At 66.5% G+C, this 22,544-nt stretch carries 23 protein-coding genes and 1 other RNA gene; 7 read left to right on the forward strand and 17 right to left on the reverse strand.

From position 1 onward, the window contains the following. The first annotated feature begins 144 nt into the window (after positions 1–144). Positions 145–3,324: an outer membrane beta-barrel protein gene (locus ABQZ09_RS19190; RefSeq protein WP_349777652.1), complete on the forward strand. Its 3,180-nt coding sequence runs from the start codon at positions 145–147 to the stop codon at positions 3,322–3,324. Positions 3,325–4,342: 1,018 nt separating this feature from the next. On the opposite strand, the gene thiE is transcribed toward ABQZ09_RS19190, so the two are convergent. Continuing rightward, complete coding sequence (thiE, locus tag ABQZ09_RS19195) at positions 4,343–4,963, reverse strand: thiamine phosphate synthase (protein WP_349777653.1); 621 nt, start codon at positions 4,961–4,963, stop codon at positions 4,343–4,345. Between the two features lie 51 nt (positions 4,964–5,014). Between thiE and ABQZ09_RS19200 the strand changes: the two genes are divergently transcribed. Continuing rightward, positions 5,015–5,227, forward strand: a complete 213-nt coding sequence (locus tag ABQZ09_RS19200; RefSeq protein WP_503019476.1) for a rubredoxin — start codon at positions 5,015–5,017, stop codon at positions 5,225–5,227. 81 nt (positions 5,228–5,308) lie between these two features. Here ABQZ09_RS19200 and ABQZ09_RS19205 read toward each other — a convergent pair whose 3' ends face one another. The 8 genes from ABQZ09_RS19205 to ABQZ09_RS19240 all read right to left on the reverse strand — a co-directional run bounded on the left by ABQZ09_RS19205 (position 5,309) and on the right by ABQZ09_RS19240 (position 10,111). After that, positions 5,309–6,190 carry a SirB1 family protein gene (locus tag ABQZ09_RS19205; RefSeq protein ID WP_039410446.1) on the reverse strand — a complete coding sequence of 294 codons (882 nt, stop codon included), beginning with the start codon at positions 6,188–6,190 and terminating at the stop codon, positions 5,309–5,311. 40 nt (positions 6,191–6,230) lie between these two features. Beyond that, complete coding sequence (locus ABQZ09_RS19210; protein ID WP_047696879.1) at positions 6,231–6,677, reverse strand: DUF192 domain-containing protein; 447 nt, start codon at positions 6,675–6,677, stop codon at positions 6,231–6,233. 423 nt (positions 6,678–7,100) lie between these two features. After that, positions 7,101–7,748 carry a ribose-5-phosphate isomerase RpiA gene (rpiA, locus tag ABQZ09_RS19215; protein WP_349777655.1) on the reverse strand — a complete coding sequence of 216 codons (648 nt, stop codon included), beginning with the start codon at positions 7,746–7,748 and terminating at the stop codon, positions 7,101–7,103. A gap of 100 nt (positions 7,749–7,848) precedes the next feature. Next, the gene (locus ABQZ09_RS19220; protein ID WP_047696875.1) at positions 7,849–8,319 is read right to left on the reverse strand and encodes an EVE domain-containing protein; all 471 of its coding nucleotides are present in this window, start codon (positions 8,317–8,319) and stop codon (positions 7,849–7,851) included. After that, positions 8,316–8,936: a 5-formyltetrahydrofolate cyclo-ligase gene (locus ABQZ09_RS19225; RefSeq protein ID WP_228314860.1), complete on the reverse strand. Its 621-nt coding sequence runs from the start codon at positions 8,934–8,936 to the stop codon at positions 8,316–8,318. The genes ABQZ09_RS19220 and ABQZ09_RS19225 overlap by 4 nt, the downstream gene beginning before the upstream one ends. Positions 8,937–9,313: 377 nt before the next feature. Continuing rightward, a non-coding RNA gene (ssrS, locus tag ABQZ09_RS19230) (6S RNA) lies at positions 9,314–9,497 on the reverse strand. Between the two features lie 96 nt (positions 9,498–9,593). Then, the gene (locus ABQZ09_RS19235) at positions 9,594–9,893 is read right to left on the reverse strand and encodes a cell division protein ZapA (protein ID WP_039410433.1); all 300 of its coding nucleotides are present in this window, start codon (positions 9,891–9,893) and stop codon (positions 9,594–9,596) included. After that, a complete protein-coding gene (locus tag ABQZ09_RS19240) occupies positions 9,890–10,111 on the reverse strand; it encodes a TIGR02449 family protein (protein WP_039410450.1) in 222 nt (73 codons plus the stop codon). The genes ABQZ09_RS19235 and ABQZ09_RS19240 overlap by 4 nt, the downstream gene beginning before the upstream one ends. A gap of 235 nt (positions 10,112–10,346) precedes the next feature. Between ABQZ09_RS19240 and ABQZ09_RS19245 the strand changes: the two genes are divergently transcribed. Next, positions 10,347–10,889 (forward strand): YecA/YgfB family protein, encoded by a 543-nt coding sequence (locus ABQZ09_RS19245; protein ID WP_039410430.1) that lies wholly within the window; start codon positions 10,347–10,349, stop codon positions 10,887–10,889. Between the two features lie 13 nt (positions 10,890–10,902). Further along, on the forward strand, positions 10,903–12,231 hold the full coding sequence (locus ABQZ09_RS19250) for an aminopeptidase P N-terminal domain-containing protein (RefSeq protein ID WP_349777656.1): 1,329 nt from the start codon (positions 10,903–10,905) through the stop codon (positions 12,229–12,231). Positions 12,232–12,388: 157 nt separating this feature from the next. Here the strand turns inward: ABQZ09_RS19250 and ABQZ09_RS19255 are convergent, their stop codons facing one another. The 8 genes from ABQZ09_RS19255 to rph all read right to left on the reverse strand — a co-directional run bounded on the left by ABQZ09_RS19255 (position 12,389) and on the right by rph (position 20,134). Further along, positions 12,389–12,787, reverse strand: a complete 399-nt coding sequence (locus tag ABQZ09_RS19255) for an XVIPCD domain-containing protein (protein ID WP_349777657.1) — start codon at positions 12,785–12,787, stop codon at positions 12,389–12,391. A 139-nt stretch (positions 12,788–12,926) separates the two neighbouring features. After that, complete coding sequence (pepQ, locus tag ABQZ09_RS19260; protein ID WP_349777658.1) at positions 12,927–14,252, reverse strand: Xaa-Pro dipeptidase; 1,326 nt, start codon at positions 14,250–14,252, stop codon at positions 12,927–12,929. Between the two features lie 61 nt (positions 14,253–14,313). Continuing rightward, on the reverse strand, positions 14,314–14,661 hold the full coding sequence (locus ABQZ09_RS19265; protein WP_349777659.1) for a PilZ domain-containing protein: 348 nt from the start codon (positions 14,659–14,661) through the stop codon (positions 14,314–14,316). Beyond that, positions 14,658–17,069, reverse strand: coding sequence for a DUF1631 domain-containing protein (locus tag ABQZ09_RS19270; RefSeq protein ID WP_349777660.1), 2,412 nt, complete (start codon positions 17,067–17,069; stop codon positions 14,658–14,660). Before ABQZ09_RS19270 ends, ABQZ09_RS19265 begins: the two co-directional genes overlap by 4 nt. Positions 17,070–17,249: 180 nt before the next feature. Beyond that, a complete protein-coding gene (hemW, locus tag ABQZ09_RS19275; protein WP_349777661.1) occupies positions 17,250–18,407 on the reverse strand; it encodes a radical SAM family heme chaperone HemW in 1,158 nt (385 codons plus the stop codon). Between the two features lie 16 nt (positions 18,408–18,423). After that, complete coding sequence (rdgB, locus tag ABQZ09_RS19280; RefSeq protein WP_349777662.1) at positions 18,424–19,023, reverse strand: RdgB/HAM1 family non-canonical purine NTP pyrophosphatase; 600 nt, start codon at positions 19,021–19,023, stop codon at positions 18,424–18,426. Continuing rightward, entirely contained in the window at positions 19,020–19,412 is a 393-nt protein-coding gene (locus ABQZ09_RS19285; RefSeq protein ID WP_349777663.1) for a VOC family protein, read from the reverse strand. The genes rdgB and ABQZ09_RS19285 overlap by 4 nt, the downstream gene beginning before the upstream one ends. After that, entirely contained in the window at positions 19,409–20,134 is a 726-nt protein-coding gene (rph, locus tag ABQZ09_RS19290) for a ribonuclease PH (RefSeq protein ID WP_005996762.1), read from the reverse strand. The genes ABQZ09_RS19285 and rph overlap by 4 nt, the downstream gene beginning before the upstream one ends. Before the next feature lie 109 nt (positions 20,135–20,243). Here rph and ABQZ09_RS19295 point away from each other — a divergent pair, with 109 nt between their 5' ends. The 3 genes from ABQZ09_RS19295 to rpoZ all read left to right on the forward strand — a co-directional run bounded on the left by ABQZ09_RS19295 (position 20,244) and on the right by rpoZ (position 22,459). Then, positions 20,244–21,104, forward strand: a complete 861-nt coding sequence (locus tag ABQZ09_RS19295) for a YicC/YloC family endoribonuclease (RefSeq protein WP_039410400.1) — start codon at positions 20,244–20,246, stop codon at positions 21,102–21,104. A 152-nt stretch (positions 21,105–21,256) separates the two neighbouring features. Then, entirely contained in the window at positions 21,257–21,868 is a 612-nt protein-coding gene (gmk, locus tag ABQZ09_RS19300) for a guanylate kinase (RefSeq protein ID WP_005996765.1), read from the forward strand. Between the two features lie 291 nt (positions 21,869–22,159). Continuing rightward, the gene (gene rpoZ / locus ABQZ09_RS19305; protein ID WP_002812428.1) at positions 22,160–22,459 is read left to right on the forward strand and encodes a DNA-directed RNA polymerase subunit omega; all 300 of its coding nucleotides are present in this window, start codon (positions 22,160–22,162) and stop codon (positions 22,457–22,459) included. Positions 22,460–22,544 lie beyond the last annotated feature (85 nt).

A 22,544-nucleotide genomic window follows, 5' to 3' on the forward strand; every position in this document is an offset into this window, starting at 1 on the left:
AAGGGGGATCGGGCGATTGGGCATGAGCTGATGGCATGCGGTCATTGGCGCCCCGCTGCAGATGTTCAGAAAGTGTGATTCCGGTGGCCGTTGGCCCCGTTCATCCAGTCGCCTTGCCGACCGTTCCAGACTTGGGGAGAAAGCATGAACCGTAGTATCCAGAAGCGTGCGCTGGCGTTGGCCCTGGTGGTGGCCATCGGCGGTGCACACGCGCAGTCGACCACCGGCAGCATCGTCGGCAGCGTGGGGCAGGGCAGCGGCACCAGCGTGGTGGTGGAAAACAACAGTGGCCTCAGCCGCGAAGTGCCGGTGGACGCGCGTGGCCGGTACACCGCCGGCAATCTGCCGTTGGGCACCTACAAGGTGACGGTCAAGCGCGACGGCGCGGTAGTGGAAACCCGCGAGAACGTGGCCATCACGGTGGGCGCCAACACCGACGTCTCGTTCGCCGCCAGCGCCGCGGGGAGCGGCGTGCAGACCCTGGACAGCGTCACCGTCAACGCGGCCAGCCTGGCCACCATCGACGTCAGCAGCGTGGATACCCGCACCGTGGTCACCGCCGAGCAGCTGGCGCAGCTGCCGTTGGGCCGTACCGCCGAAGCGATCGCGCTGCTGGCGCCGGGCGTGGTGGTCAATAGCGGCGGTTTCGACAACGGCCCGCTCGGCGGCTCGCTGCCCAGCTTCGGCGGCTCGGCCGCCAGCGAAAACGCGTATTACCTCAACGGTTTCAACACCACCACCATCAGCAACAATCTCGGCGGCCTGACCCTGCCGTACGGCGCCATCGACCAGCAGGAAATCTTCACCGGCGGCTACGGCGCGCAGTACGGCCGCGCCAATGGCGGTGTGATCAACCAGATCGGCAAGCGCGGCACCAACGAATGGAAGTTCGGCGCGGCGGTGATCTGGGAGCCGAACGGCCTGCGTGCCAACCAGCGCGACATCTACTGGCGCCCGGACAGCCAGGCCAGCACCGTCAACAACGCCGCCTACCGCTACGCGCGTGCGGCCAATGGCCTGTACCAGCCGGCCAGCGAAGCCGAGGCCAACCAGACCACTTACAGCGCCTACGTCGGTGGCCCGATCATCCAGGACAAGTTGTTCTTCTTCCTGGCTGCAGAGCAGGTGGATTCGGACGGCGTACGCGTGGGCACCAATCGCGACACCGACAACGGCCGCACCGGCGGCCTGACCGACTACGACTACAAGCAGAAGCGCTGGTACGCCAAGGTGGACTGGAACATCACCGACAACCACCTGATCGAGGTGACCGGTGCCAGCGATGAGGCGGAGACCAACGGTTCGATTTATCGCTACGACTATGTCAACCGCACGCGTGGCAGCTATTTCACCGACGAATCCACCTGGAAGACCGGCCCCACCCTGTTCACCGGCAAGTACACCGGCTACCTGGGTGACAACCTCACCGTGACCGCGCTGTACGGAAAGATGCGCACACCCGACGAGCTGACCCCGTTCAACTACAACGCGGCCGGGGGACCGGTGATCAATAGCGCGGCATTGCAGAATCCGGCCTATACCGGCGGCACGCCACGTATCGGTAACCAGCTGGTCACCTCGGTCAGTTCGCCGGACCGCGAATACAAGAAAGACAATCAGCGCCTGAATCTGGAGTGGCGCCTCGGCCACCACACGCTCAATTTCGGTATCGACAACCAGAAGTCCGAAGGCATCGACGTCGGCTCGGTGCTGTCCGGCCCGGGCTTCGCCTGGACCTACGGCCAGACCAACGACCCCAACGGGTTGGCCACCGGCGGGCTGGTCAGCCAGTCTGCCAACGAAGCCGGCGGCATCGGCGCGCCAAGCCCGGGCCTGGTCGATCCGGTCAACGGGTCCAGCGGCTACTACGTGGTGCGCAACATCAATACCAGCCTGTACTCCTACGAGGCCAAGCAACGCGCCTATTACATCGAAGACAAGTGGCAGATCACCGACAACCTGTTGTTGAGCATCGGCCTGCGCAAGGACGAGTTCACCAACTACACCCCGTTCGGCGACCCGTACATTGAAGTGGATAACGCGTGGGCGCCGCGCTTGGGCTTCAGCTGGGACGTCAATGGCGATTCCAGCCTGAAGGTGTTCGGTAACGTTGGCCGCTATTACCTCGGTCTGCCGCTGTCGGCCGTCAGCTTGTTCACACCGGCCACCACCACCGATACCTATTTCACCTACAGCGGCATCAATGCCGACGGCACACCGGTGTTGGCGCAGCAGCTCGGCTCGGCCGTGTCGGCCAATTCGCGCTTCGGCCGCATCGCCGATGTGCGCACCGCAGTGGCCAAGGACATCGAAGGCGAGAACCAGGACGAAGTCATCCTGGGTTTCACCAAGCAGCTCGAAAGCGGTTGGGTGCTCGGCGTGCGCGGCACCCACCGGCGTCTCAACGCCGGTATCGACGACCAGAACTACGACGTCTCCAACACTGCGCTGATCAACGCGGCCGCCGCGCAGGGCGTGACCATCGACTTCTCGCAAGTTGCAGGCGCCTCGCTGATCAATCCCGGCCAGACCAACACCTGGGGCGTGATCGGCACCGATGGCCAGTTCCACGAGGTGTCGGTCAGCCGCGAAGCGGCGGGCTTCCCGAAGTTCAAGCGCAACTATTCGGCCGTGGAATTCAACCTGGAACGTCCGTTCGACGGCCAGTGGTACGCCAAGGTCAACTACGTGTGGTCGCATAGCTACGGCACCACCGAAGGCCAGGTGCGCTCGGACCTGTGGCGTACCGGCGGCGCACTCGGCAGCTATCAGGGCCAGGCCTCGGTCTCGACTACGCAGAGCTGGGACCATGCAGCGCTGATGGAGCACTTCAACGGCGATCAATCCAACGATCATCGCCATCAGCTCAAGCTGTTCGGCTTCTACCAGTTCAACCCGCAATGGGGCGCCTCGGCCAATTTCAGCCTGATCTCCGGCGCGCCGCATAACTGCCTGGGCAATTACTACGGCACCGAATACAGCGGCCGCGATCCGGCCGGCTACGGCGGTAGCGCCATCACCGGCGGTCCGTACCACTACTGCTACAACCCGGAAACCGGCACTGGCGTGGCATCGCCTCCGGGCTCGCAGGGGCGCCTGGGCTGGATCGCCCAGCTCGACATGGGCGTGACCTACAAGCCGGCCTTTGCCGACGGCAAGCTGGCCTTGCGCTTCGACGTGTTCAACATCACCAACGAGCAGACCGCGACGAACATCTATCCGTTCTCGCAGCTGCCCGACAACACCATCAATCCGCTATGGAATCAGGTGGTGGCCTACCAGGCACCGCGCTCTGGCCGGGTGACGTTGAGCTACGATTTCTGATCGGATCACGCGACAAGGGCAGTTCCGGCAGCGACGCGTGAAAGCACGCGTCGCTGTTTTGTTTTGGGTGATGGCGGCCGAATTGACGTCGCCGTGATGAGTGACGGCAGGCAGCCTGGGTGATCGCTTGGCTAAGCAGATTGTCCGATGCAGTCGTCGCTACCTGATTGCTCAATTCTGGTAGATCAGGCAGAGAGCGGATCATCTGCGCCTTTGCTGCAGGGCCCTTGCCCGCCCACCATCGCGGGACACGCCGCAAGTACGTCCATGTAGCTCCTTGGCGGCATCCATGCCGCCAAGGGTCCCGCGACAGTGGGCGGGCAAGGACCAGTCGAGTTGGTCGGCCTGCATGGATTTCAACAGCGACTAGCAAGCTGCGACGCGATGTCTTTGCTTTTCCACAAAGCTTTTCAACAAAACCACCAGCCAACTGTCTGGCGTGGTGTCCTTACCGATTGCGGGACCGTGTGGCGGCATGGATGCCGCCACCGAGCCTACAGGGACGTACTCGCGGCGTGTCCCGCGAGCGGTGAGGGCACCGCGCCCTCGGCCAGACTCGAAGACAGCCAAGCGCTCGCGATACGCACGATGCAGGCGTTGCTATCTGATTGCTCGCTACGGACAGGTCAGGCGCAGAGCGTACGGTCTGCGCCATTGCTGCAGGGCCCTTGCCCGCCCACCATCGCGGGACATGCCGCAAGTACATCCCTGTACTCTTTGGCGCGCGCTCAAGGTCCCGCGACGGTGGGCGGGCAAGGACCAGTGGAGATGGTCGGTGCGCACAGGTTTCAACAAGCAGCCGGCAAGCTGGCGACGCGGCATCTTCGTTTTTCAACAAAACGACCAGCCAGGTGCGTGATGCGGTGTCCTCACCGATTGCGGGACGCCAAGGGTCCCGCGACGGTGAGCGGGCAAGGCCGGTCACGATGGTCGGTGTACCTGGTGCAAGCAGGCATCAATCCTGCGCGACGGCGTACGACGCAGCCAGCATCAATCGTCTTCAACGCTTGCCGCACTATCACGCAAATCCTGCGCGATATGCCTGCACTGCTGCGACCGGATCTGGCGCCGCATACACGCCGCTGACCACGGCAATCAGGTCGGCACCTGCAGTCACCAGCGCGGGCACCTGCGCAGCGGCGATGCCGCCGATCGCCACCCGGGGTAGACCAAGCTCGGCCGCTTGCTGCAGTAGCGCCGGCGTCGCGCGCCGGGTGGTCTGCTTGGTGGTGGTCGGGAAAAACGCACCGAACGCGACATAGCTGGCACCCGCGACGGCGGCGGCGCGCGCGCGCTCGATCTCGTCGTAGCACGACACCCCGATGATCGCCTGCGGCCCCAGCCGCGCGCGTGCGGCTGCCACCTCGCCATCGTCTTCGCCCAGATGCACGCCCTGTGCACCGACCTGCGCGGCCAGTTGCGCATCGTCGTTGATGATCAAGGGCACACCGTGCGCCGCGCAGGCCTCGCGCAGGGCGCTGGCCTGGCGCAACCGCAGCGCCCCATCGGCCTGCTTGTTGCGATACTGCAGCCAGGTGATTGCTGGCAATAACGGCACGGTGCGCAGGAGCAGGCGCTGGGTATTGGGCTCGTCCGGGGTGATCAGGTACACGCCGCGGGCGTCAAGGCGGTGGGGCATGGCAGCGCTTCCGAAAGCGGTGGATGGGATGGGACAATGCTGGCCCCACCGTTGCGTGACCGCGATTATCCGATGAGCGACACATCCACCACCACCTACCGCACCTGGATGTGCGTGGTCTGCGGGTTCCTCTACCACGAGGCGGACGGCATTCCCGAAGAAGGCATCGCGCCCGGTACCTCTTGGCAGGACGTGCCCGAGAGCTGGACCTGCCCCGATTGCGGCGTCACCAAGGACGACTTCGAAATGGTGGAAGTCGACTGACCGCTTGCCTGCTCGGACTGGGCATCGACCACCTGCCGCGCCATGCCGTGACGGCTGAGCGAGTAGAAGTGCGCGGGGGGCTCAGTGCGCCCGCGCGCGCTGGCTGTTCAGTTCCACCAGGTGCTCGTGCAGATGGGCCGCGTCCTGCGCGCTCGGGTTGAGTAACAGGTAGCGCGAGAGATCGTGGCGGGCGCCATTGCGATGGCCCAGATGCAGATAGGCCATGCCACGGTCGCGCAGCGCCTCGGGTTGGTCGGGCACCAGCTTCAGGATGCGGTCGGCGCTGCGTGCGGCGCGGTCCCAGTGCTCGGCATCGGCGTACACGCCGTGCAGGTTGCGCAAAATGCGGATCAGGATCGCGCGGTGCGGTGCCGGGTCGAGAATCTGCGCCAGCGCACGGTCGTCGGGGATTTCGCCGCCCAGGTGCGGGCGCGCGCGCTCGCGCAGCTCGTCCACGCCCAGCGGGCGACCACCGTTGAACGGGTCCATCACCAGGACCCCGTCGTCGACCGGCAGGCGCACCAGGAAATGTCCCGGAAACGACACCCCCGCCAGCGGGATGCCCAGGCGCCGGGCCACCTCGATCTGCACCATCGCCAGCGAGATCGGATTGCCCAGCCGGCGCTCGAACACCTGGTTCAGATAGCTGTTGCGGGGGTCGTAGTACTCGTCGTGATTGCCCGAATAACCCAGTTCATCGAACAGGTAGCGGTTGACTGCCGCCATCTTCAGCGGCCACAGATCGATCGCCTCCACCTCGCGGCGCAGGTGCTCGACGTGGCTCTGCACCAGGGTGTCATACAGCTCGGCATCCAGCTGTGGATACTCGTCGCGTGCGATCAGCAACGCGGTGGACATCAGTGGCACCGCATCGTCGTCCAGGCTGGCGAGCGCGGTCCAATGGGGAAGTGGGAGCATGTCGACCATGCTGACAAGAGTGTCGGCAAGCGGCGCGGGGTTCAAGTCCGGTACTTCCTGACAGGAGACACCGCATCGCTGTGAATCACTTCAGCTTGGGAATATCCGGGCTGAAAGTGAGTTCGGCGCCGTCCTGGAGGTTGAGCCTGGCGGCCTGGCCGGCATTGAGCTCCAGCACATAGCGGGCCGGCGCCTTGCTGGGGTAGGGCGGGCAGGCGTCGCCGGCCGAGCACGGCGGCACATCGCGCTGTTGCGACACCAGCCGGCGCTGGTTGTCGAAATACAGGATATCCAGCGCGATCTTGGTGTTCTTCATCCAGTACGCCATCGGTTCCTGGCGGTCGTGGATGAACAGCATGCCGCGGTCTTCGTCCATGGCGTCGCGGAACATCAGGCCCTTGGTCCGGTCGGCATCGTTCTGTGCCAGTTCCACCTGATAACGCGTACCGGCCAGTTCCACCCAGGAGCCGCCGCTGGCGCAGCCGCCAAGCAGGAGCAGACAGGCAAGACCAAGGAAGCGGGCAGGGCGCATGCGGCAAACCGATGAGGCGGGGATGGCGCACCTTCTGCCATGCACCCGGCGTGCGTCAAGTCGCGGCAGCAGGCGATGCAGTGCGGTGCCGGGCAAGGCATCGGGACGGGCCGATTGCCCGCTGCGCATCGCGCGGCCACGGTGCCGTACCGCCAAGCGCGCGGGATGCGGGAAGGTCGTTCCGCAACGGTAGCGCGCTGCATCTGCCTGAAAGCGGGGAGGCACGTTCCGCTTGCAGATGCGCCGCGTGCGGACTTCTGTATGCAGACAGCGAGCAAGTTGCGCCGGGCGGGCAGCGTTCGAGAGTCGTGGCACTGGCCACTGCTGTGAAGAGACCACCTGCAACGCCGCGTTGCCGGCGCGGCCCCGGTGTCGGAAAGTCTGCGCGCCGTCGGGCGCACGAACAATCGTCCGCGTCGTGCCTCAGAGCACGCGCGGCGGTGTGCCGCCGACGATCACCACATCGGCCGGGCGGCGCGCAAACAGGCCCACGCAGACCACACCCGGAATCTGGTTCAAGCTGCGCTCCAACGCCACCGGATCGATGATCTGCAGGTTGTGCACGTCCAGCACCACGTTGCCGTTGTCGGTCACCACGCCGTCGCGCCACACCGGCTGGCCGCCGGTCAACGCCAGGATCTGGCGGGCGACCAGGCTGCGTGCCATCGGAATCACCTCCACCGGCAGCGGAAACTTGCCCAGCACCGGCACTTGCTTGCTCGGGTCGACGATGCAGATGAAGCGTTCGCTGGCCTCGGCAACGATCTTCTCGCGCGTCAGTGCCGCACCGCCGCCCTTGATCAGGCAGCGGTTCGGGTCGCACTCGTCGGCGCCGTCCACATATACCGACAGATTGCCGGTGTGGTTGAGATCCAGTACCTCGATGCCGTGCTGGCGCAGGCGTGCGGTGCTCTGTTCGGAGCTGGAGACCGCGCCCTTGATGCGGTGGCCGATACGGCCCAGCGCATCGATGAAGTAGGCCACCGTCGAGCCGGTACCAACACCGACGATCATGCCGTCTTCCACGTAATCGAGTGCCTTCTCGGCGGCCAGGCGTTTTGCGTCGGACATTTGGGAGCTCGGGATTGGTGATTGGGGATTTGGGATTCGTAAGAGCAGGTCACACGGGGCGGCGATGGACGAATCCCCACTGCCGAATCCCCAATCACGGCTACTCCATCGCCAGCAACAGCTTCCACTGCGCGGCGGTCACCGGCAGGATCGACAGGCGATTGCCGCGCGCGATCAGCGGAAAGCCTTCGCCCAGTGCATCGGCGTGTTGCTTGATTTCATCCAGCGCAATCGTGCGCTTGAGTTTGCGCTCGAACGCCACGTCCACCAGCATCCAGCGTGGGTCTTCGCGCGTGGACTTGGGGTCGTGGTAGTCGGATTTTGGGTCGAACTGGGTGTCGTCTGGATACGCAGTGCTGGCGACCTTGGCGATGCCGACGATACCGGGCACCTTGCAGTTGGAGTGGTAGAAGAACACCCCGTCGCCCACCTGCATGCCGTCGCGCATGAAATTGCGCGCCTGGTAGTTGCGGACGCCGTTCCACGGCTCGGTGCCGACGCGTTCCAGATCATCGATGGAGAACGTGTCCGGCTCGGACTTCATCAACCAGTAGCGCTTGCGGGCAGTCATGCAGAGAGGCTGTCGTCTTTCAGGAAAGTGGCGTGTTCGGTACATATGGCGTCCACGCCCACGTCCCAGGATTCGGTCGGCAAGGCAGGCACCTGCTGCGCGGCAAAGCCGACGCCCACCAGCCAGGGCGGCGGCGCCTGGCGATGCCGGAACGCGAAGCTGCGATCATACCAGCCGCCCCCCATGCCCAGCCGCCGGCATGCCGCGTCGAAACCGGTCAGCGGTGTCACCACCAAGGCCATGTCCTGTGGCGCCAGCGTGTCGGCCAGATCCACGTCCGGCTCGGGAATCCCGTAGCGATTGCTGACCAGTCCCTGGCCCGGTCGCCATGGTGCAAAGCGCAGCACGCGTCCGTCCAGCACCGGCAGGCAGTAGCGCACGCTGGCCGGCAAACTCAGCTGCCAGCGATGCAGCGCGATCTCGCCATCCGTCGCCCAATACCCGGCCACCGCACCGGCCTGCGGCGCGAACGGCAGCGCCAGCAAGCGCTCGGCCAATGCATCGGCAGCGGCCAGTCGCTGCGTGGCCGGCAGGCTGCGGCGTTGCGCACGCAACTGCCGACGCAGCGCGTCTCGGTCCTGGGTCATCGGTGTCTCGCAGCGGTCGAAGGCGCACATTGTCGATGGCCCACGTCCAGCTGCCTAGCGCCATGTCCGCAATGTTCAACATCCCGTTCGAACGTCCGGCGTCCGGTCGGAACGTCGGGCGCCAGGTCTGGATGTGCCGCCGGGCAATCGCCTCGTGACCGGTTGGCGGGGCGCGGTGCTCACGCGCTTGGCGTAGAGGACATGTCTTCGTGCGTTCAGTCCGATGATGCTGCGCACGTGCGCTCCCGAGGCTGCCCTCCAGGTTGTCGCATCATCGACAGGCCAATTTTTCCGCAGCAGCGCCCCAGGACACAAAGGCTGCATCGCTGCGCGCGGCAGGCGTCATGCCCAAACGCTTCGCCAAACACACAAAAAGAAACGACGCCCGAAGGCGCCGTTTCAGATTTGCATTCTCCGCGGTGACGATGCGGGCGAAACGACCTTGAACCCGGGGTTCAAGTGGGGACGTTGTGAGGCCATCGGGCTTCCCGCTACAAGGCGGACTTGCACACCCGGCTTCGTCGCGCCCCCGTGGTCGTAATTAAGGGACAAGGCGAATGTTTTGCACGCTGTCGTTTACAGCAGAGAACGCAGGTGAAGTATAGACCTCTGCTGCGCGATGGCTAGCCCATTCGTCGGCACGCGGTCGCAAAAATTCATCTTTGCGACGGCAGTGCGACGTCGCGCTCAACGCGGCGTGTCGGCCAGGCCGTCCAGGCGACGGTTCAAGCTGTCCAGCGTATTCGCCAATTCACGATCGTAGAGCGCCTGTTGGTCGCGCAACTGCTGCAACTCATGGGCAAGATTGAGTGCAGCCAGCACCGCCACACGGTCGACCGCTGCCATGCGGTTGCTGCCACGGATCTCGCGCATGCGCAAATCCAGCAGGCGTGCTGCAGCCGTAAGGCTCTCGCGTTCGTCGGCAGTTACGCCCACCGTGTATTCACGATCCAGAATGCGCACGCTGACCGGTTCGTTGCTGCTCACGTGTGCTGCTCCAGTGACTTCAACCGCACGATCATGGCTTCCACCCGTGAGCGTGCCTGCTCGTTTTTGGTCAGCAGTTGCGAGCGCTCGCCGATCAATTGTTCCTGCTGATGGCGCAGGCTGCGGTTCTCGTCGGTCAACCGTTGCGTCCGCTCTACCAGCGCCTCCACGCGGGCGGCGAGTGCGCGGATCTGAGCGAGGGCGGCAGCGTTGTCCATGCGCTCACGATAGGGGCGCGCGCGCGTCACGGTCAAGCGCCGCTCACGGGCCGGTCACGCGCCATGAAGCCAAGCCTGCCAAGGGCTGCCGCCGGCCTGGCCCGCTGCAGCGCGCTGCCCATGGAACGCTGCATGAAGCGACCGGATCGCGGTTGGGACGGGCGGCCTTGATACACTGGAAAGTCTCGTCGCCCGCCTCGCGCGGGTGCCTTCTGTTCCTAGCCTGGATGACCCGATGGATCTGCCTGACGTAACCGCTGTGCAAACTGAAAGCCGTCAGCTCGGGCTGGCGTCCTCTGCGGCGGAGTTGCACGGCGGGCTATGCGGGTGGTTGTCCGGTGGTGGAGCCGACAGTGGCGACTGGCTGGCCCGCATCCTGGCCGACAACGCCCAGGCGGCGCCCAAGCAGGGCGGCGCGCTGGATCGGCTGCGCCAGGCCACCGTGGCACAGCTGGAAGACCGCGACTTCGCGTTCGACCTGCTGCTGGTCGAAGATGGCGCCCCGTTGCCGGCGCGTACCGATGCGCTGTTCGATTGGTGCCGCGCGTTTCTGGGCGGCTTCGGGCTGGCCGCGCAGCAGCGCCCGGCGCTCACCGAAGAAGGCGAAGAAGCGCTGCAGGATCTGGCCCGCCTGGCGCAGGCATCCAGCGACGATTTCGATGCCGGCGAAGAAGACGACACCGCCCTGGCCGAGATCGAGGAATTCGTCCGCGTGGCGGTGCTGTTGCTGCACGGCGACTGCGTCATGGGGCCGCGTTTTCGCCAACGTCTGAACTGATCGTCGTCCCGTCATGAAGAAGCTCACCGGGATCGGCGCGGCCGAGTATGCGCGCCGGCGCAAGCAACTGATGCAGATGGCCGGCGAGCACGCCATCCTGATCCTGCCCGCCGCTCCCGAGCGCGTGCGCAGCCACGACACCCATTACCCGTACCGGCAGGATTCGGACTTCTGGTATCTGAGCGGCTTTCCCGAGCCCGAGGCGGTGCTGGTGCTGGTGCCCGGGCGCCGGCACGGCGAAGCCATCTTATTCTGCCGCGAGCGCGATGCCGAGCGCGAAGCCTGGGACGGCCCGCGCGAGGGGCAGGAAGGGGCGGTGGAACGCTACGGCATGGACGATGCGTACCCCATCGACGATGTGGACGAGATCCTGCCGGGTCTGCTGGAAGGGCGCAGCCGGGTCTATTACCACTTCGGCCGCGATGTCGATTTCGATCTGAAGCTGATCGGCTGGCTCAAGCGGGTGCGCGAGCAGGTGCGTCATGGCGCGCAGCCACCGCATGAATTCCTGGAGCTGGGACATCTGCTGCACGAGCAGCGCCTGTTCAAGTCGCGCGATGAACTCGCCTTGATGCAGCAGGCCGCCGACATCAGCGTGCGTGCGCACCTGGCCGCCATGAGGCTGGCACGCCCGGGCGTGCACGAGTACGAACTGCAGGCCGAAGTGGAGCGCGAATTTCGCGCCGCCGATGGGTGGCCGGCCTACGGCAGCATCGTCGGCACCGGCAGCAACGCCTGCGTGCTGCATTACCGCGCCAACAACGCGCGCAGCCGCGACGGCGATCTGGTGCTGATCGATGCCGGCGCCGAATACCGTGGCTATGCGGCCGACATCACCCGCACGTTCCCGGTCAACGGCCGCTTCACGCCGGCACAGCGCGCCCTGCACGATCTGGTGGGTGCGGCGCAGGCGGCGGCGCTCGCGCAGGCGCGCCCCGGCGTGGCCTATGAGGCGGGGCATCTGGCCGCGGTGGAGACCTTGACCGAGGGCCTGCTATGCCTGGGCCTGCTCAAGGGCAAGCTGCAACGCAACATCGCCGAGGGGCATTACAAGCGCTTCTATCGACACAAGACCGGCCACTGGCTGGGCCTGGACGTGCACGATGTCGGTGATTACCGGCTGGCCGGCGACTCGCGCCTGCTGGAACCCGGCATGGTGTTCACCATCGAGCCGGGGCTCTATGTCTCTGCCGACGACACCACGGTGGAGCCCAGGTGGCGCGGCATCGGCATCCGCACCGAAGACAACGTGCTGATCACCGGCGATGGCCACCGCGTGCTGACCGATGCACTGGCACGCAGCGCCGACGAGATCGAAGCGGTGATGGCCGGCAGCGCGTAACCGCCGGCGCGCGGGATGGTCGCAGCGGCCAACACACCGCAGCGAGCGTCATGAAGGCGCAGGCAAAACGCAGTCGCCGCAATGGACGCGTGCTACGCCGATCCCAGGCACCAGCTGCGCCCGCCTGGCGACCGCACAGGCGCTTTGTCGGCTGCGTTCATTGGCCCAGCTGCGGCGTCTGGGTGCGTTCGGGGTGCTGCACCGGCTCGCTCGGCCCGGCGAGTTGATGCGCGCGCTCGAACGATTGTTCTTCCGGTGTGCCCAGCGCCTGTTCGGTTTTCATGTGCGCACGCAGGTGCGCCGGATTGGACGGGTCGCCTTGCACCACGAACACGTTCTCGCCGCCGTGCACGCCGCGATGGTTTGCTTCGCTCATCAGCACGTGATCCACGCGCGACAGCCCGCCTTCCTTGGCCAGCGGCAACAAGGCGGCGGTGAGGCGTGCGCTGGTCTGATCGGGCGTGCGACCGTGCGCCGCATCGATCGCATGCACGCCGCGTTCGATCTGCTGATACATCGCGTGGTCCGGGTGCGCGCTCTGGCGTGGGTCGTTCATGGCAGTGTTCCGTGTGGTGGTGCTGCAACGTAGCGGGGCGTGATCGGGTGGTGGATGGCGCGGTTGGGCGCCCATTTCAGGTCTTTCGCCATTGTGGGCCGGCATTGCCCACTGTGGTGTGGTCGGCCGCGCCTGCTGCTCAAGCGGCGGCGAAGACCGGGCGGGTCAGGTTTTCCGGCGCGGCGTCGGTACACACCACTTCATCTTCGATGCGAATGCCGCCATACGGTTTGAACTGCTCCACGCGCTGCCAGTCGATGCTGGCGGCGTGGCCGTTCTTCTTCACTTCGTCCAGCAGCATGTCGATGAAGTACACACCCGGCTCGATGGTCACCACCATGCCAGGTTCCAGCACGCGGGTCAGGCGCAGGTAGGGATGGCCTGCCGGGCGTTCGATGCGACCGCCGCGGTCGCTTGCCGCAAAACCGGCCACATCGTGTACCTGCAGGCCGATCAGGTGGCCCAGGCCATGCGGGAAGAACGCGGCACTGACGCCGGTGGCCAGAGCGGCCTCCGGCGACACGGTGATGATGCCGAACTGCTGGAGGATGCCCATCAACGCCAGATGCGCATCGATGTGCAGCTGCTTGTAGTCCACGCCGGCGCGCACGGCCTGGCCCATGCGGGTCTGCGCGGCGTCGACTGCATCGATCAGGGCCTGGAATTCGCTGCCGGTATCGGCGGCGTAGGTGCGGGTGATGTCGCTGGCATAGCCATGTGCCGAGGCGCCGGCATCGATCAGGAAGCTGCGCAGCGGCTGCGGTGGCTGCTGGCCGAGCTCGGTGTAATGCAGCACTGCGCCATGCTCGTTGAGCGCGATGATGTTGCCGTATGGCAGCGTGTTGGCATCCTGGCCGACCGCCGCGCAGTAGGCCATATGGATGCCGAATTCGCTCTGGCCGGCGCGAAACGCCGCTTCTGCGGCACGATGGCCGCGCACTGCCAGCTGCTGGGCGATGCGCATCAACGCCAGCTCGTACGGGGTCTTGAAGGCGCGTTGATAGTCCAGGTAGTCGAGCACCGGCTGCGGGTTGTTCGGCACGTAGGCGCCGAGTGCGCTGCGCGCCTCGCCGAGGATGGCGCAGCGCTCGACCTGCCTGGGCAGCAGCGCCAGCGCCTGTTCCGGGGTGCGGATGATATGGATGTCGCAGTGCTCCACCCACCAGCCGCCGGGCGCGTCGGGCACCACGTGCCAGTAGTCGAATGGTTGGTGGAAGATCACCGTCGGCCGCTGGCCCGGGGTGTAGACCAGCCAGCTGTCGGGCACCCGCGTCAGCGGCACCCAGGTCTTGAACTGCGGGTTGACTGCATACGGGTAATCGCGGTCGTCGAACACCTGGTAGTGCGTGCTGCCGCTGGGGACCACCAGATGATCGAAGCCGCCGCGTTGCAGCGCCTGGTCGGCACGCGCGGTCAGCGTGCGCAGGTGGTCGGAATACAGGTGGCTCAAGGAGGGCTGGGTCATGCGGGACTCGATCGGCAATGCGAAGCAATGCGCAAGTTTGCCGCAATCGCAGTGCGCTGCGTCAGCCGACCATGTGTTCTTCGGCGATCCAGGCGCGCAGGCGCTGGCGATGCGGCTCGGACATGCTCAGGAACCGGAAGCCGGCCCAGGCTTGCCCGGGCGCATGCGCCGCCTCCGACCACAGCAGGTGCACGCCGACGTCGATCGCGGTGGCGCGGCCAACGCGTTCGGGCAGGCTGAAACGCAGCTGGTACAGCGCGTCGTCATGCAGGGCAACCGAGGCCAGCAGCAGCATGCCGGTTTCCGAGACATTGCCGACCCGGCCGATCTGCGCTTCGCTGAGCATGTCGATCACCGGCACCATGTCGTTTGGTTGGCGGCGCGGCGCACGGCGGGTGTCCTGGATCATGGCAAGGCCTCTGCGGGAGCGTGGCCGGCCAGGCTGCGCAACGTACGCACGGTGGCATGCCAGGCACGGTCGATCAGGCGGGATTTTTCTTCGACCAGCAGGCGCGCCTGGCCGCCGGCCATCAGCCGCGCCAGCCCGTCAAGCGAGTGCTCGCCGATCTTTTGCCCGCGCTGATTGACGAACAATGCATGGCCGGTCATCGGGCTGTACCAGGATAGGCGTTGCCGGCGCAGGTCGCCTTGCTGGTTGATCACGAATTCGAACCAGGTCCCGAACGGCAGGCTGCGCAGCTGCGCGTAGCAGGCATCTTCGGCCGGCGTGCGCGGTATGGCGGCGGGCTTGTTCGCTGCACTGTCGGCCTGCTCGCCCAGGCGCGCGCGCGCCTTGAGCTTGGCGGCCAGTTCGGTGCGCGAGCCGAGCGCATCGTCGCCGCCGGGCGTGGACAGGCGCCGCGCAATCGCGGCCGCTTCGTCGTGGTGATAGCCCACCTGCAGCAGCGCGGTTTCGACATCGGTGCCGAGCGCAATGTCTGTGGGCTCGCCCTTGTTGCGGCAGGTGACCTCGGCGATGCGCGTGGTCAGCGCCAGGCGCTCGTCCCACTCCGGCGACTGCTCGCCTTGCCGCAGCAGGGTGAGCGTGAGCACGTCGGACCAGGCCTGGCGCAGCAGCGATTGCACGAACCGCGGCGGTGCGCTGTTGTCGCACACCTGCTCGATCCGCGCCTGCGCCTGCTGTTTGGCAGTTTCCAGCCGTTCCTTGCCGCGCGCGGCATCCACATGCCGGCGTTCGGCCACGTCGGCCTTGCGCGCCAGGGTGCGCAGATGCGCCTGGATGTCATCGTTGGCAGCGGCGAAGGTCGCCTCGTCGCCCTGGTAATCGTTGACGATGGTGTCGACCGCGGCGCCCAGCTTGTGCAGCAGCTGCGGGTCCACATCGTCCTCGCCCAGCCACATCGCGCCGGACTCGGCCACGGTGTTGAGCAGCTCGCGTACCGGGTGCTGGTCGCGCACGAAGAAATGCGTGTCGGCCAGGGCTGCACGTACCACCGGCACCTGCAGCCTGGCGAGCAGGGCTTGCGCAGGTGTGTGATCGCGCACTTCGCGTTGCATCTGTGCGTAAAGCAGGCCAAGCAGGTCGAAGGTGTCGTTGTCCTGCGGCGACAGCGTGGCGTCTGCGCCGTGCTCGGCGCGCAGCAGCTCCAGCACCTGGCGCTGCACCGCATCGATACCGGGTGCCGGCGACAACGCACCCGGGCGTGCGCCCGTCGCGCCCTGCAGGCTGGCCAGTGCCTTGCCCAACGCGGCCTTGGGCACGTTGGGCGCAGCGCTGGCTGCCGGCGCTGCAGCCGGCTGGGCGGCGGCCTGCAGCAAGCTGCCCGGGGCGGTAGTGCCGTGCGCGCCAGCGGTGCCGGCTGCCTGCCAGTGGCGTGCCGAGGACATCAGGCCGCCAAGTGCGTGTGCGGCCTCGTTCAACCCGGGCGAGGCCGCGTGCATGCTGCTGGTAGCACCCGACGCTGCAGGGGGCAGGCCTTGCGGATCGAGCAGGGCACTCTGCCAGGCGTTCGGAGTGGCGTGCCCGTGCCAGCCGTTGGCCGGCCGCGGGGGGCGCTGCGCGCTGCCGTGTGTGCCTGCCGCGGCGTTGCCTGCAGGTGTCGCCGCACCCGCTGGCGCGGTGCGGCGCGTCTGCACATGGGTGGGCTTGACCAGGTAGGGGTGATAGATCAGCCCGGGCAGGATGCCTTCCTGCGCGAGCGTGGCATTGGCGCTCTCGTAGACATCGCCCAGGCGATCCATCACCTGATGCTCGAAGACCTTGTACAGCGCGAGCTGCCCATCCAGGCCGAGACCCAGGCACTGGCCGCACTCACGCACGATCCGGCACAGGGCATAGGGCCCGAGCGGCAGGGCGTCGAGCTCGAATTCCGGCACTGCGCCGATCACCGCCAGACGTTGCGCCAGCAGTTGCAGCGCATCGGCACGCCGCGAGGTCTCGCGGCGGGCGATGTCGCTGAGCACGATGTCGCGATCGATATCGGTGTCTTCCACCAAGGTCAGCGTCTGCGGTGGCGTGGACGCATCGGCGGGCGGCATCAGCGCAGGGCGCTCCTGCAATGCCGCCAGGTCCTGCGCCAGATGCTGCAGGAACAGCTGCGGAAAGCGGTCGATGTGATCGCGCAAGCCGCGCATCTGCGCGTAGGTATCGGCCTGAATCTGGCTGTTGCGTGCGTGCTCGGCCTGATGCAGCAGCGCGCGTTCCAGCTCGACGATGGTCAGCCGCAGCGGGCCGCCGAGCGCCTGCACCCACTGCGCATGCAACATGCCAAGCAGGCGCCGGCCGCGCGCGGAAACGGGCGCGTCGGCGATCGGGCCGCTGAGCGTGGGCTGCAGGGAGGACAGGGGCGTGGACATCCGGGGAGATGGGCTCGGTGCGAAGCGTGAGCTATGTAGCATGTTTTCCGGCGGCGCAGCGATCATCGCGATGTGAGGTGCCAGGAGTCCGGTGCCGGCCGCGCCGCCTCAATGGGGCACGAGCCCACGTTGGCATGTTCGCCGCACCGCTATGTTGCCGGCGAAGCAGGTGGCGCGTGCTCAGGTCAAGAACAGCTCGACCACGTCGTTGGTGAAGCGGCGGCCCAGCTCGGTGGGCAGCACGCGTCCGTCCTGTTCGACCAGCCAGCCCTGCGCCACCGCACGCGCGACCGGTGCGGCGATGGCCGACGCGGCCAGGCCGGTGCACGCTTCGAAATCGCCCAGGCGAAAGCCTTCGTGCAGCCGCAGCAGGTTGAGCATGTATTCGAACGGCAGCCGCTTGCGCGGCACGACCTCGTCGCCGCCGACCGATGCGGGCGTGCCGGCGCTGGCCAGGTAGCTCTGCGGATGCTTGTGCTTCCAGCGCCGCAGCACGTGTTGTTCGGCGCCGGAACTGATCTTGCCGTGCGCACCTGCGCCGATACCCAGGTAGTCGCCAAACCGCCAGTAATTGAGGTTGTGCGCGCACTGCCGGCCCGGCTTGGCATAGGCGCTGACTTCGTACTGCGCATAGCCGGCCCCGGCGAGCAGCGCTTGGCAATGTTCCTGGATATCCCAGGCCGCATCGTCGTCGGGGATGCCCTTGGGCGGCCGCGCGAAGAACACCGTGTTCGGCTCCAGCGTGAGCTGGTAATGCGACATGTGGGTGGGCTGCAACGCGAAGGCGCGTTCGAGGTCGCGCTCGGCCTGTGCCAGGGTCTGCTCGGGCAGCGCGTACATCAGGTCGATATTGACATTCTCGTAGCCGGCATCCTGCGCCAGCTTGATCGCACGCTCGGCCTCGGCGCTATCGTGGATGCGCCCGAGCCGCTGCAATGCCACATCGTCGAAGCTCTGCACGCCGAAGCTCAGGCGGTTCACGCCGGCGGCGCGGTAGTGTTCGAAGCGGCCATGCTCGGCGGTGCCCGGATTGGTTTCCAGGGTGATTTCAAGATTGGGTGCAAAGCGCAGCCGCGCTGCAGCCGCCTGCAGGAATCGGTCGATCGCCTGCGGCGGAAACAGGCTGGGCGTGCCACCGCCGAAGAACACCGAATGCACCACCCGGCCCCAGACCAGTGGCAGGTCTGCATCCAGGTCGCGGATCAGTGCATCGACGTATTCTTCGAACGGCAGCACGCCCTTGGCCGCATGCGAGTTGAAATCGCAGTACGGGCATTTGCGCACGCACCAGGGCAGGTGCACGTAGAGCGAGAGCGGGGGCGGGATCAGGGCGGGCACTGCGTGCGGTCGTCGGTTACAGCGTGAGCGCGTGCAGCTTGTGCTGCAGCGTTGCCAATGCCACTGCGCGGTGGCTCAGGCGGTTTTTCATGTCGCTGTCCATTTCCGCCGCGGTCAGGCCATGCACCGGATCCAGAAACACCGGGTTGTAGCCGAAGCCGCCATCGCCACGCGGTTGCGTGGTGATCACGCCCTCCCAACTGCCTTCGGCGATCAGCGGCTGCGGATCTTCCGGGTGACGCAACAGGACGATCACCGCGTAAAAGCGCGCACTGCGGCGTTCGGCGGGCACGTCGCGCATGGCATCGAGCAACTTGGCGTTGTTGGCCTGCGCATCGGTCGGGCTGCCGGCGTAGCGCGCGCTGTACAAACCGGGCGCACCGCCCAGCGCATGGACGATCAGGCCGGAGTCGTCGGCCAGCGCCGGCAGGCCGGTGACTGCGCTGGCATGGCGTGCCTTGATCAACGCGTTCTCCACGAAGGTCAGGCCGGTTTCCGGCACGTCTTCCACGCCCAGCTCGCCCTGCGCGACGATGCGCAGCGGCAGTGCCGCCAGCATGGCGCGCAGTTCTTCCAGCTTGCCGGCGTTGCCGCTGGCCAATACCAGTTGCTTCATTGCTTGGGCTCCAGCAGATCCCACTTGGTGCCGTACAGATCGCGGAACACCACGACCGTGCCGTACGCCTCCTCGCGCGGGGTTTCCAGGAATTCCACGCCGAAGGCCTGCATGACTGCATGGTCGCGCCAGAAGTCGTCGGTGTAGAGAAAATGATCCACGCGCCCACCGGTCTGATCGCCGATGCGCGCGCGTTGCGCGGCGTCGGCCGGCTGCGCGAGCAGCAGGCCGGCGTCCTGCGTGCCGCCCGGGCCGATCACCACCCAGCGTTTGCCATCGCCCAGTGCGCGATCTTCCAGCACGTGGAAGCCCAGCGCGCCGGTGTACCAGGCAATCGCCGCATCGTAGTCGGCAACCAGCAAGGTGGTCAGGGCGATGCGACGGCTCATCCGGCCAGTGCGGCGCGTTGCAGCGCGAACAGCTCGCCCATGCCCTTTTCGGCCAGGGCAAGCAGCGCGTTGAGTTCGTCGCGGCGGAAGGCATGGCCTTCGGCCGTGCCCTGCAGCTCGATGAAGCCGCCGCCATCGTTCATCACGACATTCATGTCGGTATCGCAGTCGCTGTCTTCGGGGTAATCCAGGTCCAGCACCGGCTCGCCGCGATAGATGCCGACCGACACCGCAGCCACCGCACCGATCAACGGATGCTTCTTGATGTCGCCGCGCTTGAGCAGCAGGTTCACCGCATCGGCCAGCGCTACGTAGGCGCCGGTGATGGCGGCGGTGCGGGTGCCGCCATCGGCCTGCAGCACGTCGCAGTCCAGGGTGATGGTGCGCTCGCCCAGCGCGTTGCGGTCCACGCAGGCGCGCAGTGCGCGGCCGATCAATCGCTGGATTTCCAGCGTGCGCCCGCCCTGCTTGCCACGGGCGGCTTCGCGATCGGAACGGGTGTGGGTGGAGCGCGGCAACATGCCGTATTCGGCGGTGACCCAACCTTCGCCCTTGCCGCGCAGGAAGCCCGGCACGCGGTTTTCCACGCTGGCGGTGCACAGCACGCGGGTGTCGCCGAAGCTCACCAGCACCGAGCCTTCGGCATGGCGGGTGAAGGCGCGTTCGATGCGCACCGGGCGCAGCTGGTCGGCCGTGCGGCCGCTGGGACGGGAAAAGGTCATGCGATGAGTCCGGAAGTCGGGAGGTGGGTCGGGCGTCAGTGCGCGGCGTGCAGGCAGCCGGCAAGGGCGGCTAGGGTACCATTCGCGCTTTGACGGCACGGGATTCACGATGATCCGAAGCATGACCGCGTTTGCTGGCGGCGAACGCATCACGCCCTGGGGCACGCTCGGTTGCGAGCTGCGCTCGGTCAACCACCGCTTTCTGGAAGTGGGCACGCGCCTGCCGGAAGAATTGCGTGCGCTGGAGCCGCTGCTGCGCGAGCGCGTGGCTGCCAAGAACAGCCGCGGCAAGCTGGACCTGACGCTGCGCCTGCGCGCGCCGGACAACGCGCAGACACTGGCCGTCAACGAAGCACTGCTGCAGGAACTGGGCGCGCTTGCCGCGCGGCTGGATGGCGTCTTCCCCAAGCTGCAGGTGGGCTTCACCGACCTGCTGCAGCTGCCCGGCGTGCTGCAGGTGCAGGACGTGGATGCACCCGCGCTGCAGGCGCAGGCGCTGGCCTTGCTGGACGAGGTGGTCGACAGCTTTGTTGCTGCGCGCGAGCGTGAAGGCAGCAAGCTGGCCGCGGCGATCAGCGAGCGGGTGGATGCGATCGAACGTATCGCCGCCGAGGTGCGCACGCTGATTCCGGCAATTCGCGAAGGGCAGCGCGTCAAGCTGGCCGCACGCCTGGCCGATCTGCCGCATCCGGTGGACCCGGGCCGCACCGAGCAGGAACTGGTGCTGTGGCTGCAGAAGCTGGACGTGGACGAGGAGCTCGACCGCCTCTCCAGCCACATCGCCGAGATCCGTCGCGTGCTCAAGCAGCGCGAGCCGGTGGGCCGCCGCCTGGACTTCCTGCTGCAGGAGTTCAACCGCGAAGCCAACACACTGGGCTCCAAGTCGGTGGACAGCCGCACCTCCAACGCCGCCGTGGATCTGAAGGTGTTGATCGACCAGATCCGCGAGCAGGTGCAGAACATCGAGTAGCCGGGATTCGGGATTCGAGATTCGGGATGGGGCAGTTGCCGGTTCCCGATGTCTGCGGGCCGCGGCCAATCCCGGTAGCATGTCGACCCCGGTGGTACCGGTCCGCAGCCTGTTCGCGAATCCCGACTCCCCAATCCCGAATCCCTGATCCTATGCGCGGCACCCTCTATATCGTTGCGGCCCCCTCGGGCGCCGGCAAGAGCAGCATCGTCAACGCTACCCTGGCGCGTGATCCCAAGATCGCCCTGTCGATCTCGTTCACCTCGCGCGCGCCGCGGCCGGGCGAGCGGCATGCCGAGCACTACCATTTCGTCTCTGCCGACGAATTCCAGGGCATGATCGAGGCGGGCGACTTTTTCGAGTACGCGCTGGTGCATGGCGACTGGAAGGGCACTGCGCGGCAGTCGGTGGAGCCGCAGCTGGCCGCCGGGCACGACGTGTTGCTGGAGATCGACTGGCAGGGCGCGCGCCAGGTGCGCCAGAAGGTGCCCGATGCGGTGAGCGTGTTCATCCTGCCGCCGTCGCGCCAGGCGCTGGACGAGCGCATGCGCAAGCGCGGGCAGGACAGTGAGGACGTGATGGCACAGCGTCTGGCTGCCGCGCGCGAGGAGATGCTGCATTTCGAAGAGTTCGACTACGTGATCATCAACGAAACCTTCGACACCGCCGTGTCGGAGATGTGCGCCATCTTCACCGCCAGCCGGCTGCGCCGGCAGGCCCAGCAGCAGCGGCATGCCGGGCTGATCCAGGCCTTGCTGGACTGAGAGCGCATGCGTGAACGTCGCCCGCAGCGCGGGTGGCGTGACGGGCACTGATCCGGCCATGCGACAGGGCGCCAGGCGGTTCGCATTCGGGTGCAGTGGACGCGCTCAGCGGGTGGGCAGGGGCCCGGGTCTGCGCACCGGCAACGATCCCTTGGCCGGGCGCACGGGTCCAAGTCGCTGATTCCAAAGGTAACTAAATGGCCATCGGTTGCCCATTCAACTGCACAGGCGTACACTCCGCCCCCTTTCCCTCATTCGATGCGCGGCCGTTGCTGGTCGCCGGGAGCCCGCATGGCCCGCATTACCGTAGAAGATTGCCTGGAAGTCGTGAACAACCGTTTCGAGCTGGTCATGATGGCCTCCAAGCGCGCCCGTCAGCTCGCCAACGGCGTGCAGCCGCTGATCGAAAATGCCGACGCCAGCGACAAGCCCACCGTGATGGCACTGCGCGAGATCGCCGCGCGCCGGATCGACAACGCGCTGATCGATGAAGTCGAGAAAGCCGAGCGCGAGCGTGCCGAGCGCGAAGCACTGGAATGGGCCGCCGCCGAAGTGGTCGCCGACGAAGACATGTCCAAGAACGACGATTGATTGCCCGCGTCACGGCGATCAATTCGAACAGCCCGCATCCACGCGGGCTGTTTTCGTTTTGGGGCCCGGCAGTACGCCGGCGTGT

The organism is Xanthomonas sp. WHRI 6106 (assembly GCF_040202405.1).
Lineage (GTDB): Bacteria > Pseudomonadota > Gammaproteobacteria > Xanthomonadales > Xanthomonadaceae > Xanthomonas > Xanthomonas cannabis.

What these genes read in the sequence shown, in the direction of transcription:
- ABQZ09_RS19265 (WP_349777659.1), bottom strand. Translation starts at nt 14,661, where the DNA reads ATGATCCAGGACACCCGCCGTGCGCCGCGCCGCCAACCAAACGACATG.
- ABQZ09_RS19240 (WP_039410450.1), bottom strand. Translation starts at nt 10,111, where the DNA reads ATGGACAACGCTGCCGCCCTCGCTCAGATCCGCGCACTCGCCGCCCGC.
- ABQZ09_RS19270 (WP_349777660.1), bottom strand. Translation starts at nt 17,069, where the DNA reads ATGTCCACGCCCCTGTCCTCCCTGCAGCCCACGCTCAGCGGCCCGATC.
- ABQZ09_RS19295 (WP_039410400.1), top strand. Translation starts at nt 20,244, where the DNA reads ATGATCCGAAGCATGACCGCGTTTGCTGGCGGCGAACGCATCACGCCC.
- gmk (WP_005996765.1), top strand. Translation starts at nt 21,257, where the DNA reads ATGCGCGGCACCCTCTATATCGTTGCGGCCCCCTCGGGCGCCGGCAAG.
- rpoZ (WP_002812428.1), top strand. Translation starts at nt 22,160, where the DNA reads ATGGCCCGCATTACCGTAGAAGATTGCCTGGAAGTCGTGAACAACCGT.
- pepQ (WP_349777658.1), bottom strand. Translation starts at nt 14,252, where the DNA reads ATGACCCAGCCCTCCTTGAGCCACCTGTATTCCGACCACCTGCGCACG.
- ABQZ09_RS19255 (WP_349777657.1), bottom strand. Translation starts at nt 12,787, where the DNA reads ATGAACGACCCACGCCAGAGCGCGCACCCGGACCACGCGATGTATCAG.
- rph (WP_005996762.1), bottom strand. Translation starts at nt 20,134, where the DNA reads ATGACCTTTTCCCGTCCCAGCGGCCGCACGGCCGACCAGCTGCGCCCG.
- ABQZ09_RS19245 (WP_039410430.1), top strand. Translation starts at nt 10,347, where the DNA reads ATGGATCTGCCTGACGTAACCGCTGTGCAAACTGAAAGCCGTCAGCTC.
- rdgB (WP_349777662.1), bottom strand. Translation starts at nt 19,023, where the DNA reads ATGAAGCAACTGGTATTGGCCAGCGGCAACGCCGGCAAGCTGGAAGAA.
- ABQZ09_RS19220 (WP_047696875.1), bottom strand. Translation starts at nt 8,319, where the DNA reads ATGACTGCCCGCAAGCGCTACTGGTTGATGAAGTCCGAGCCGGACACG.
- ABQZ09_RS19210 (WP_047696879.1), bottom strand. Translation starts at nt 6,677, where the DNA reads ATGCGCCCTGCCCGCTTCCTTGGTCTTGCCTGTCTGCTCCTGCTTGGC.
- rpiA (WP_349777655.1), bottom strand. Translation starts at nt 7,748, where the DNA reads ATGTCCGACGCAAAACGCCTGGCCGCCGAGAAGGCACTCGATTACGTG.
- ABQZ09_RS19190 (WP_349777652.1), top strand. Translation starts at nt 145, where the DNA reads ATGAACCGTAGTATCCAGAAGCGTGCGCTGGCGTTGGCCCTGGTGGTG.
- ABQZ09_RS19250 (WP_349777656.1), top strand. Translation starts at nt 10,903, where the DNA reads ATGAAGAAGCTCACCGGGATCGGCGCGGCCGAGTATGCGCGCCGGCGC.
- ABQZ09_RS19285 (WP_349777663.1), bottom strand. Translation starts at nt 19,412, where the DNA reads ATGAGCCGTCGCATCGCCCTGACCACCTTGCTGGTTGCCGACTACGAT.
- thiE (WP_349777653.1), bottom strand. Translation starts at nt 4,963, where the DNA reads ATGCCCCACCGCCTTGACGCCCGCGGCGTGTACCTGATCACCCCGGAC.
- ABQZ09_RS19225 (WP_228314860.1), bottom strand. Translation starts at nt 8,936, where the DNA reads ATGTGCGCCTTCGACCGCTGCGAGACACCGATGACCCAGGACCGAGAC.